10 protein-coding genes are annotated in these 11,204 nt (G+C 68.8%); 2 read left to right on the forward strand and 8 right to left on the reverse strand.

The window, feature by feature from the left end; genetic code table 11:
* Positions 1 to 138 precede the first annotated feature (138 nt).
* Positions 139 to 738: a phosphatase PAP2 family protein gene (locus ACWGO0_RS35070; RefSeq protein ID WP_453544164.1), complete on the forward strand. Its 600-nt coding sequence runs from the start codon at positions 139 to 141 to the stop codon at positions 736 to 738.
* On the opposite strand, the gene ACWGO0_RS35075 is transcribed toward ACWGO0_RS35070, so the two are convergent.
* The 8 genes from ACWGO0_RS35075 to ACWGO0_RS35110 form a co-directional block, all read right to left on the reverse strand.
* Positions 689 to 2,512 (reverse strand): chitinase, encoded by a 1,824-nt coding sequence (locus ACWGO0_RS35075; RefSeq protein WP_453544146.1) that lies wholly within the window; start codon positions 2,510 to 2,512, stop codon positions 689 to 691. The genes ACWGO0_RS35070 and ACWGO0_RS35075 overlap by 50 nt on opposite strands.
* A 106-nt stretch (positions 2,513 to 2,618) precedes the next feature.
* Positions 2,619 to 3,095: a hypothetical protein gene (locus ACWGO0_RS35080; RefSeq protein ID WP_453544148.1), complete on the reverse strand. Its 477-nt coding sequence runs from the start codon at positions 3,093 to 3,095 to the stop codon at positions 2,619 to 2,621.
* Between the two features lie 131 nt (positions 3,096 to 3,226).
* Complete coding sequence (locus tag ACWGO0_RS35085) at positions 3,227 to 4,642, reverse strand: NAD(P)/FAD-dependent oxidoreductase (RefSeq protein ID WP_453544150.1); 1,416 nt, start codon at positions 4,640 to 4,642, stop codon at positions 3,227 to 3,229.
* A gap of 24 nt (positions 4,643 to 4,666) precedes the next feature.
* Positions 4,667 to 5,470 carry an ABC transporter permease gene (locus ACWGO0_RS35090; RefSeq protein ID WP_453544152.1) on the reverse strand — a complete coding sequence of 268 codons (804 nt, stop codon included), beginning with the start codon at positions 5,468 to 5,470 and terminating at the stop codon, positions 4,667 to 4,669.
* On the reverse strand, positions 5,470 to 6,393 hold the full coding sequence (locus ACWGO0_RS35095) for an ABC transporter permease (RefSeq protein ID WP_453544154.1): 924 nt from the start codon (positions 6,391 to 6,393) through the stop codon (positions 5,470 to 5,472). The genes ACWGO0_RS35090 and ACWGO0_RS35095 overlap by 1 nt, the downstream gene beginning before the upstream one ends.
* Complete coding sequence (locus tag ACWGO0_RS35100) at positions 6,390 to 7,541, reverse strand: ABC transporter ATP-binding protein (RefSeq protein ID WP_453544156.1); 1,152 nt, start codon at positions 7,539 to 7,541, stop codon at positions 6,390 to 6,392. Before ACWGO0_RS35100 ends, ACWGO0_RS35095 begins: the two co-directional genes overlap by 4 nt.
* 47 nt (positions 7,542 to 7,588) lie before the next feature.
* The gene (locus tag ACWGO0_RS35105; RefSeq protein WP_453544158.1) at positions 7,589 to 8,839 is read right to left on the reverse strand and encodes an ABC transporter substrate-binding protein; all 1,251 of its coding nucleotides are present in this window, start codon (positions 8,837 to 8,839) and stop codon (positions 7,589 to 7,591) included.
* Between the two features lie 48 nt (positions 8,840 to 8,887).
* Entirely contained in the window at positions 8,888 to 10,402 is a 1,515-nt protein-coding gene (locus ACWGO0_RS35110; protein WP_453544160.1) for a gamma-aminobutyraldehyde dehydrogenase, read from the reverse strand.
* A 206-nt stretch (positions 10,403 to 10,608) separates the two neighbouring features.
* Here ACWGO0_RS35110 and ACWGO0_RS35115 point away from each other — a divergent pair, with 206 nt between their 5' ends.
* Positions 10,609 to 11,157, forward strand: coding sequence for an NADAR family protein (locus ACWGO0_RS35115; protein WP_453544162.1), 549 nt, complete (start codon positions 10,609 to 10,611; stop codon positions 11,155 to 11,157).
* The last annotated feature ends 47 nt before the right edge of the window (positions 11,158 to 11,204 follow it).

The raw sequence follows: 11,204 nt of genomic DNA on the forward strand, positions 1-11,204 counted from the left end.
GCTTCGGCCCCCCTAACACACCCCCTCTCGGCGCGCCCCCCCCCCCACCCCCCCGGGGCCGCGCGCCAACCCCACCCCGCGGCGCCCCCAGGAACAACCCCCCCTGTTCCTGGGCGACCGGCTCCTCTCATTTCCGTGGTGGCTTCGCTGCTCGCGGTCTTCGCGCTCATCACCTGGCAGGTCGTGGCCGAAGGCCCCCTGCTCGGCCCCGACGAACGCATCAGCGGGGCGCTGGCCGGCCGCGGTCCTGCCGGGCTCGCGGAGGTCTTCACCGATCTCGGCAATATGCAGGTCGCGCTCCCGGTGCTGGGCTGCGCGATCGTCTTCGCGCTGGTGCGCGGCGCGCGCCGCGAGGCGCTGTACGCCGCGCTCGCGATGGCCGCCATACCGGCGCTGGTGATCCCGCTGAAGCTGTGGACCGACCGGCAGGGCCCCCTGACCGAGGCGACCGGCTACTACCCGTCGGGCCATACGGCCACGTCCGCCGTGGCGTACGGGGCGGCGGCGATGCTCCTGCTCCCGTATCTGAAGCGCTCGTATCCGAAGTGCTCGTGGATGATGCCCGCCGCCGCCGTCCTGCTGACGGCGGCGACGAGCATCGGTCTGGTGCTGCGCGGCTACCACTGGCCGCTGGACGTGGTCGCCAGCTGGTGCCTGAGCGGGGTGCTGCTGGTGGCGCTGTGGGTGCTCAGCCGCCGAAGTAGGCGTCGAAGTTCTTCGAGAACTCCCACTGGTTGAAGCGGTCCCAGTTGATCGACCACGTCATCAGCCCGCGCAGTGCGGGCCACGTGCCGTGTGTCTGGTAACTGCCGCAGTCGGTCTTCTTCGTCAGACAGTTCAGCGCCTTGGTGACCTCGGCGGGTGAGGTGTGTCCGTTGCCCGCCTGGGTCGAGGCCGGCAGGCCGATGGCGACCTGCTCGGGACGCAGCGCCGGGAAGACCTTCGACTGGTCACCGGCGACCGGGAAGCCGGTGAGGAGCATGTCGGTCATGGCGATGTGGAAGTCCGCGCCGCCCATCGAGTGGTACTGGTTGTCCAGGCCCATGATGGACCCCGAGTTGTAGTCCTGGACGTGGAGCAGGGTGAGGTCGTCGCGCAGCGCGTGGATGACCGGGAGATAGGCCCCGGCGCGCGGGTCCTGACCGCCCCAGGGACCGGAGCCGTAGTACTGGTACCCGAGCTGGACGAAGAAGGTCTCCGGGGCCATGGTGAGGACGAAACCGGAGCCGTACTTCGCCTTGAGGGTCTTCACCGCCGAGATCAGGTTGACGATCACCGGTGACGTCGGGCTGCGGAAGTCGGTGTCGCCGGTGTTCAGCGAGAGGGAGTGCCCCTCGAAGTCGATGTCCAGGCCGTTCAGCCCGTACTCGTCGATGATCTTGCTGACCGAGGAGACGAACGTGTCACGGGCGGCGGTCGTGGCGAGCTGCACCTGACCGTTCTGGCCGCCGATGGAGATCAGCACCTTCTTGCCCGCGGCCTGCTTGGCCCTGATGGCCGCCTTGAACTCGGCCGCGGATTCGACGTTCGGGCACTCGGCGGCCGGGCAGAGCGAGAAGCGGATGTCGCCGGAGGTGACGGAGGTCGGCTCGCCGAAGGCGAGGTTGATGACGTCCCAGGAGTCGGGCACGTCCGCCATCCGCGTATAGCCGGAGCCGTTGGCGAAGCTGGAGTGCAGATAGCCGACGAGGGCGTGGGCCGGGAGGTCTCCGCCGCCCCCGCCGCCGCCCGTCGTGGTGGTGGCGGACACGGCGGCCGACCTGGCGGACTCACCGGCGGCGTTGACCGCGGTGACCTGGAAGCTGTACGCGGTCGAGGCGGCCAGGCCGGTCACGGTGGCGGAGGTCCCGGTGGCCGAGAGGACCTTCGTACCGCCCCGGTAGACGTTGTAGCCGGTGGCTCCGGAGGCGGCGTTCCAGGTCAGCGGGACGGTGGACGCGGTGGCCGTGCCCGCCCTCAGTCCGGCGGGGACGGCGGGCAGGACGACGGGGTCGCCGCCGGGGCCGATGAGGCTGAGGTCGTCCGCGTAGTAGGCGGGGGTGCCGTACCAGCCGTGGGTGTAGATGGTCACCGATGTGGTGGCCGCGCCGGTCGTGAACGTGGTGGTCAGCTGCTTCCAGGCGCCGGGCGACTGGGTCCAGGTGGACACGTCGGCGGTGCCGGTGCCGGACGCGCCCAGGTAGACGTAACTGCCCTGCACCCAGGAGCTCAGGGTGTACGTGGAACCGGGCTTGACCGTGACGGTCTGGGAGCACTTGGCGTGGTCGCTGCCGGCCGGGGTGCCCCGCAGCGCGGAAGTGCCGCTGCGGACCGGCGTACTGACGACGGCTCCGCTGCCGGCCGTACAGCTCCAGCCATCCAGGCCGGCCTCGAAGCCGCCGTTGCGGGCCAGTTCGGCGTCGGCGGCGACGGCGGACGGTGCGGTCGCGACCAGTCCTGTGGCGGCGAGCAGGGCCGCCGTGAGGGCGGCGAGAAGCCCGGACAATCGGGTGGGGGGTCCCGTACGTTCCACAACAGCCTCCGTGCAGGGGGGAATTGGGTGCGGCGGGCCACAACATGGTCCAGACCAATCAGCTTGTCAAGACCTCTGGCACCGCGGCACTCACCCCGGACCCCGCTCAGTCCCGGCCGCCGCCACCCCCGTCGGCGTCCCGCGCAGCCGCCCCGGCGGCCTCGTGCATCGCGAGTTCCAGCAGGGACGGGTCGGTGAGCGCCCCCGAGCCGTCCGGCGGAATGATCCACCGCACCCCGCCGGAGGCCCGGCCGGGATACGGGACGACGATCCAGGTGCCCCGGCCGGCGCCCCGTACTCCGCTGCCCATCCAGCGCGTCACGGTGCCCGGCGGCACGAAGAAGCCCATCCGGGCATCGCCGAAATCGGCGAGAACGGGGCCTGGCCTGTCGATGAGACGGGTGAGCACGTCGAGCGTCGGATAGCCGAGCTCCCCCGGAAGAATCAGCACGTCCCAGCGCCTGCCGGCGGGCAGGAGCGCGATCCCTTGCGGGTTGCGCTCCCATTCCCACCGGCAGGCGCCGGGATCGGGTGCCGCTGATGCGAGCCATTCGACTGCGGACTTTGCCCCCGGGCCGGTCATGGCGTGCCTCCCCGTTCACGTGGGCACCGGCAGGATCCTGCCGGTGCGTTCACGGGAGAGAGAGGGCCGGGCCCGGTTCATTACGCGGGTTCGGACGCCTTTCGGTGTGAACCGGGCCACAGCGTGGCGGTTCAGCTGTCGAAGCCGAGACCCATCCTGTCCATCGTCCGCAGCCACAGGTTGCGGTGGCCGCCGTTATTGTCGGCCCTGGCCAGCGACCTCTTGGTGAGTTCGATACCGGCCCAGGCGAACGGCTCGGGCGGGAAGGGGACGGGCTTCGAACGGACCATCTCCAGCTCGGTCCGCTCCGTCCGCTCGCCGGAGAGCAGATCCAGCATCACATCGGCCCCGAACCGGGTCGCGCCGACGCCGAGCCCGGTGAATCCGGCCGCATAGGCGACCCGGCCCTGGTGCGCCGTACCGAAGAAGGCGGAGAAGCGCGAGCAGGTGTCGATCGCGCCTCCCCACGCGTGGGTGAAGCGCACGCCTTCGAGCTGCGGGAAGCACTCGAAGAACTGACCCGCGAGCTTGAGGAAGGTCTCCGGCCGCTGGTCCAGATCGGCGCTGAGCCGGCCCCCGTACGGATAGATCGCGTCGTATCCGCCCCACAGGATCCGGTTGTCCGAGGAGAGCCGGAAGTAGTGGAACTGGTTGGCGCTGTCGCCGAGTCCCTGCCGGTTCTTCCAGCCGATCGAGGTCAGCTGGTCGTCGCTGAGCGGCTCGGTCATCAGCGCGTAGTCGTAGACCGGGACGGTGTACGGGCGTACGCGCTTGACGAGCGAGGGGAAGATGTTCGTACCGAGCGCGACCTTGCGCGCCAGGATCCGCCCGTACGGTGTGCGGACCGCCATCCCCGGTCCTGACTTGATCAGATCGAGCCCCCGGGTGTGCTCGTACATCCGCACACCGAGGTCGAGGCATGCCTGCTTCAGGCCCCAGGCCAGCTTGGCGGGGTGCAGCATCGCGACCCCGCGCCGGTCCAGGAGACCGCCCAGGAATGTCGGTGAGTCGACTTCCGCCCTGAGCGCGTCCCGGTCCAGGAACTCCAGCCCGGTGAAGCCGAGCTTCTCGGTCTCCCGCTGCCATTCACGCAGCTCTTCGAGCTGGTGCGGTTCGGTGGCGACGTCGATCTCGCCGGTGCGTTCGAACTCGCAGTCGATGGAGTAGCGGGCGACGGCGGCCTCGATGGCGTCGAGGTTCTGCTCGCCCAGTTCCTCCAGCTTCCTGATCTCGTCCGGCCAGCGCTCCAGGCCGTTGGCCAGGCCGTGGGTGAGGGATGCGGCGCAGAATCCGCCGTTGCGGCCCGAGGCGGCCCAGCCCGCCTCGTGCCCCTCGATCAGGACGACATCACGCCCGGGGTCCCGCTCCTTGGCGATCAGCGCGGTCCACAGACCGCTGTAACCACCACCGATGACGAGGAGGTCGCAGCGCTCCTCCCCGATGAGCGCGGGGAGCGCCTCGGGCTTCGCGGGGTCGTCGAGCCAGTACGAGACCGGCTTGGCACCGGCGAGCGATTGTGCGGCAGTACGCATGGCAGCTGGGGCCATGGTTTCCAACTCCTTCAGGGCTTTCTAGGGCTGTGCGTTGTTCTTCCGCCGGTTCGCGATGAGCTGGCCGACGAGAACCACCGTCACGGCAATGATGAACATCGCCGTGCCGATGACGTTGATCTGCACGGGCGTGCCGCGCTGTGCCGAACCCCAGACGAACATGGGGAAGGTCACGGTCGAGCCCGCGTTGAAGTTGGTGATGATGAAGTCGTCGAAGGAGAGCGCGAAGGCGAGGAGCGCTCCCGCGGCGATTCCCGGGGCCGCGATCGGCAGGGTCACCCTGACGAAGGTCTGTACGGGCCCCGCGTAGAGGTCCCTGGCCGCTTCCTCCAGCCGCGGGTCCATCGACATCACGCGCGCCTTGACCGCCGTCACCACGAAACTGAGGCAGAACATGATGTGGGCGATCAGGACGGTCCAGTAGCCGAGCTCCGCGCCCATGTTCAGGAACAGCGTGAGCAGCGAGGCGGCCATGACGACCTCGGGCATCGCCATCGGCAGGAAGATCAGCGAGTTGATCGCGCCACGCGCCCGGAAGCGGTAGCGGACCAGCGCGAAGGCGATCATCGTGCCGAGCACGGTCGCGCCGATCGTCGCCCAGATCGCGATCTTGAACGAGAGCGAGAGCGAGGAGCAGAGGTCCGCGACGCCGCAGGGGTCCTTCCAGGCGTCCAGCGAGAACTGCTGCCAGGCGTAGTTGAAGCGCCCGTTGGGCTTGTTGAACGAGAACACCATCACGACGATGTTCGGCACGATCATGTACGCGAGGGTCAGCAGACCCGCGATGACGATCATGTTGCGGCGAATCCAGCGCAGTGCGGGCATCAGACCAGGTCCTCCGTCCCGGAGCGGCGGATGTAGAAGGTGACCATCAGCAGGACGATCGCCATGAGGATGAAGGAGAGCGCGGCGGCCGTCGGATAGTCCAGGACCCGCAGGAACTGCGACTGGATGACGCTGCCCACCATCTTGGTGTCGGTGGAGCCGAGCAGTTCCGCGTTGACGTAGTCACCGCTGGCCGGGATGAAGGTCAGCAGCGTGCCGGAGACGACACCCGGCATCGAGAGCGGGAACGTCACCTTGCGGAAGGTGGTGGCGGGAGTGGCGTACAGATCGCCCGCCGCCTCGTGCAGCCGGCCGTCGATCCGCTCCAGCGAGGTGTAGAGCGGCAGGATCATGAACGGCAGGAAGTTGTACGTCAGACCGCAGACGACCGCCATCGGTGTGGCGAGCACCCGGTTGGACTCGGTCCAGCCGAGCCAGCTGGTGACGTCCAGGACGTGCAGCGTGTTCAGCAGGTCCACGACCGCGCCGCCGTCCGCGAGGATCGTCTTCCAGGCGAGCGTACGGATCAGGAAGCTGGTGAAGAACGGCGCGATGACCAGGACCAGCACCAGATTGCGCCAGCGGCCCGCCTTGAACGCGATCAGGTACGCGAGCGGGTAGCCGAGCACCAGACACAGGATCGTGGCGGAACCGGCGTACAGCAGGGACCGGATGAACTGCGGGTAGTAGTCCTTCAGCGCGTCCCAGTAGGTCTGGAAGTGCCAGGTGACCTCGAACCCCTTCTCCAGGGATCCGGTCTGTACGGAGGTCGATGCCTGGTAGACCATCGGCACCGCGAAGAAGACGATCAGCCACAGGATGCCGGGGAGCAGCAGCCAGTAGGGCACGAGCCGTTTGCGGGCGGAGGGCTTGCGCACCTTGAGCGCGGTGGGTGGCGCGGGGGGCGCTTCGGTGGTCGTCACGCCGCGTCCTCCACCGTCTCCACACCGGCGTCGATGTCCTGGGCGGCGTCCAGACCGAAGGTGTGCGCCGGATTCCAGTGCAGGACGACTTCGGCGCCCGGGGTGAGCCGCGCGTCACGCTCGATGTTCTGCTCGTACACCTGGAGTGCCTTGCCCGCGGGGCTCTCCACGACGTACTGCGTCGAGACCCCGATGAAGCTGGAGTCGACGATCCGGCCGGTGACGCGGTTGCGGCCGGCGGCTATCCGCTCGGCGGCGTCGGCGTGCGCCAGGGAGATCTTCTCGGGGCGTATCCCGAGGAGCAGCTTGCCGCCGGTCGCGGCCGGGGCGGAGCACCGGCCGGCGGGCAGCCTGAGTTTTCCGCCGCCGGCCGAGACGACGATGTCCGTACCGGACTCGACGACCTCGCCCTCGATGAGGTTGGAGGTGCCGAGGAAGTTGGCGACGAACGTGGTCTGCGGGTTCTCGTACAGATCCGCCGGGGCGCCGAGCTGTTCGACCCGTCCGCCGTTCATCACGGCGACGGTGTCGGCCATGGTCATGGCCTCTTCCTGGTCGTGCGTGACGTGGACGAAGGTGATGCCGACCTCGGTCTGGATCCGCTTGAGCTCCAGCTGCATCTGGCGGCGCAGCTTGAGGTCGAGTGCGCCGAGCGGCTCGTCGAGGAGCAGCACCTGCGGGTGGTTGATGAGCGCGCGGGCGACGGCGACGCGCTGCTGCTGGCCACCGGAGAGCTGGTGGGGCTTGCGCCGGGCGAAGTCACCGAGCTGGACGAGCTCCAGCATGTCGTCGACCTGCTTCTTGACCGACTTGATGCCGCGCCGGCGCAGACCGAAGGCGATGTTCTCGGTGATGTCCAGGTGCGGGAAGAGCGCGTAGCTCTGGAAGACGGTGTTGACGGGCCGTTTGTACGGGGGCAGGGCGGTGATGTCCTTGCCGCCGAGCGAGACCGTGCCGGTGGTCGCTTCCTCAAGTCCGGCGATCATCCGGAGCGTGGTGGTCTTGCCGCAGCCGGACGCGCCGAGCAGCGCGAAGAACGAACCCTGCGGGACGGTCAGATCGAGCGGCTGTACGGCGGTGAAGGAGCCGTACGTCTTGCTGATCCCGGTGAGGCGGACGTCGCCGCCTGCTGTCTGCTGCTGTGTCATGGGTCGCAGTCCCAGTGGTGTCAGGGGAAGGGCGGGGGGAGGAGGCGTCAGGCGCCGATGAGCTTGGCGAACTTCTCTTCGTACGCCGTCTCTTCCTTGGAACTGAGCGAGCGGAAGGCGCGTGACTTCGCCGCCATCTCCTTGTCCGGGAGGATCAGCGTGTTGGCGGCCATCGCCTCGTCGATCTTGGCGAGTTCCTCGCGGACACCGTCGACCGGGCACACGTAGTTGATGTACGCGGCGAGCTGGGCGGCGACCGGCGGCTCGTAGTAGTAGTCGATGAGCTTCTCGGCGTTGGTCTTGTGCCGTGCCTTCGCGGGGACCAGCAGGTTGTCGCTGGAGGTGATGTAACCGGCGGACGGGATCGCGAACTTGATGTCCGGGTTGTCGGCCTGGAGCTGGATGATGTCGCCGGCCCAGCCGATACAGGCGGCGATGTCGCCCTTGCTCAGGTCCGCGGTGTAGTCGTTGCCGGTGAAGCGGCGGATCTGCTTCTTGTCGACGCCCTTCTGGAGGCGGCCGATCGCGGCGTCGAAGTCGGCGTCGCTGAACGTCCCGGGGTCCTTGCCCATGTCGAGCAGGGTCATGCCGACGGAGTCGCGCATCTCGGAGAGGAAGGACACCCTCCCCTTGAGCTTGGGGTCGTCGAGCAGCTGCGTGACGGAGTCGACCTTGCGGCCCCCGGTCGCCTTGGAGTTGTAGGCGATGACGGTGGGGATGCCGGTCCAGGGGTACGAGTAGGCGCGGCCCGGGTCCCAGTCGGGGGTGCGGAACTGGGGCGCGAGGTTGGCGAAGGCGTGCGGCAGGTTGGCCGGGTCGAGCTTCTGCGCCCAGCCGAGCCGGATGATGCGGGCGGCCAGCCAGTCGGTGACGCATATGAGGTCGCGTCCGGTGTTCTGGCCGGCCGCGAGCTGCGGCTTGATCTTCCCGAAGAACTCGACGTTGTCGTTGATGTCCTCGGTGTACTTGACCTTGATCCCGGTGCGTTTCGTGAACGCCTCCAGGGTCGGGCGGCCCTTCTCGTCCTCGCTGACGTCCATGTACTCGGTCCAGTTGGAGAAGCTGACTTGCTTCTCCTTGGCCGAGTGGTCGTCGGACGCGGCTGCCGCGTCACCCTCGCGCTTGGCGGGCGGGATGCCGCAGGCGCTCAGTGTGCCCAGGCCGCCGAGCGCGAGGGCGCCCATGCCCGAGGCGCGCAGCATCGAACGGCGGGTGAGGGCGCCCCTGCCTGTGGTCAGGCTTCGCCTCATGGCCGCCAGCTGGGCGGCGGAGAGGTGCTCGGGCTCGTACTGCTCCATACGCGTTGCCCTTTCGGGTGTGTGTGGCCGCTGGTCGGGCGACGGCTGCTATCGGTCCCCGAAGATCGTGCGGTGCCAGTCCTTCCGGGCGACCGCGGTGTTGTCGTACATGACGTGCTTGACCTGCGTGTACTCCTCGAAGGAGTACGCCGACATGTCCTTGCCGAAGCCGCTGGCCTTGTATCCGCCGTGCGGCATCTCGCTGATGATCGGGATGTGGTCGTTGACCCAGACACAGCCCGCCTTGATCTCGCGGGTGGCCCGGTTGGCCCGGTAGAGGTCGCGGGTCCAGGCGGAGGCAGCGAGTCCGTACGGGGTGTCGTTGGCGAGGGCGATGCCCTCGTCGTCGGTGTCGAAGGGGAGGACCACGAGGACCGGTCCGAAGATCTCGGACTGGACGATCTCGCTGTCCTGGGCGGCGCCCGCGACGAGGGTCGGCCGGTAGTAGGCGCCGTCCCGGAGCTCGCCGCCGGGGGCCTCGCCGCCGGTGACGACGGTGGCGTAGGCGCGGGCGCGCTCGACGAAGGCGGCGACCCGGTCGCGCTGGGCGTGGCTGATCAGCGGGCCGAGGTCCGTCGAGGGGTCGAAGGGGTCGCCGAGCCTGACGGTCTCCATGAGCGCGGCGACGTCCCGTACGAAGGCGTCGTAGAGCGGGCGCTGCACATAGGCGCGGGTGGCGGCGGTGCAGTCCTGGCCGGTGTTGATGAGGGAGCCGGCCACCGCTCCGTTGACCGCCGCTTCGAGGTCGGCGTCGTCGAAGACCACGAAGGGGGCCTTGCCGCCGAGTTCGAGGTGGAGGCGCTTGACGGTGGAGGTGGCGATCTCCGCGACGCGCTTGCCGACCGCGGTGGAGCCGGTGAAGGAGGTCATGACGACGTCCGGGTGGCCGACGAGGTGCTCGCCCGCGTCCTTGCCCGCACCGGTGACGATGTTGATCACACCGTCCGGGATGCCCGCGTCGGTGGCCGCCTGCGCGAACATCAGCGAGGTCAGCGGGGTGATCTCGGCCGGCTTGAGGACGATGGTGTTGCCCGCGGCGACGGCCGGGAGGACCTTCCAAGCGGCCATCTGGAGCGGATAGTTCCAGGGGGCGATGGAGCCGACGACCCCGATCGCCTCGCGGCGTACGTACGAGGTGTGGTCGCCGTCGTACTCACCCGCGGCCTTGCCCTCCAGATGGCGGGCGGCGCCCGCGAAGAAGGACGTGTTGTCGACGGTGCCGGGCACATCGAACTCGGTGGAGAGCTTGATCGGCTTGCCGCACTGGAGGGACTCGGCGTACGCGAAGTCGTCGGCCTGCGCGGCGAGCACGGCGGCGAAGCGGTGCATCGCCTCCGAGCGCTCGGCAGGGGTGGCGCCCGACCAGCCGGGGAAGGCGGCCTTGGCCGCGGCGACGGCCGCGTCGACGTCGTCGGTGCCCGCCAGCTCGTAGCGGAAGACCGTTTCACCCGTCGCCGGGTTCACCACTTCGTGGTGGCGACCGGACGTACCGGACAGCAGTTTTCCGCCGATGTACTGCGCGCCGCCCGCAAAGCGGTCCTGCGCGTGGAAGCCCTTGCCCATGACGCTCTCCTCCGCCGCACTCCCCGCTGGCGGGGGCGGCGTAGCTTCTGGTCGAGTTGAGTGCCGATCCTGACAGAGGGCACCCATGCCAACAAGTGATTCCGTTGTTGCCTTTTGGTTACGCGACGGAATCTGTCGACCATGTGTCGCGTCGACAAGAAGATCACCGTACGAAGTGTCAGTGGCGGATGCCACACTCCCATGCCATGGGACATATCGATGATCTTGTGGCGAGGGTGGCACGTGGCGAGAAAGTGAAGTACCTGCTGTTCTGGGGACACCGTCCGCGGCCCGACGGCGTGCTCGGTTCGAGCTGTCTGAGTCAGTGGTGGCCGTCGCCGTTCACGGTCGATTCCGTGACGTACGCGTCGGCGGAGCACTGGATGATGGCCGGCAAGGCGCGGCTCTTCGCGGACGAGCAGGCGGAGATACGGGCGGTCGGGGCGAGCAGCCCGGGGGCGGCGAAGAAGGTGGGCCGTCAGGTCCGCGGTTTCGACGAGAGCGTCTGGGTGCGGGAGCGGTTCGCCCTGGTGGTGGAGGGCAGCGTCCACAAGTTCGGCCAGGACCCGGCGCTGCGGGAGTATCTGCTGAACACGGGGGAACGGGTGCTGGTCGAGGCGAGCCCCCGCGACCGGATCTGGGGCATCGGTCTCACCCGGGACGACCCTCGGGCGGCGGACCCGGCCGACTGGGTGGGGCTGAATCTGCTGGGCTTCGCGCTCATGGAGGCGCGGGCGCGACTGCGCGGGATATGACAGACCCCTCGTGGGGGGGCGCGGGGGGTGAGGGGGCGGCGGCGGGG

It is taken from the genome of Streptomyces sp. NPDC055749 (assembly GCF_053617235.1).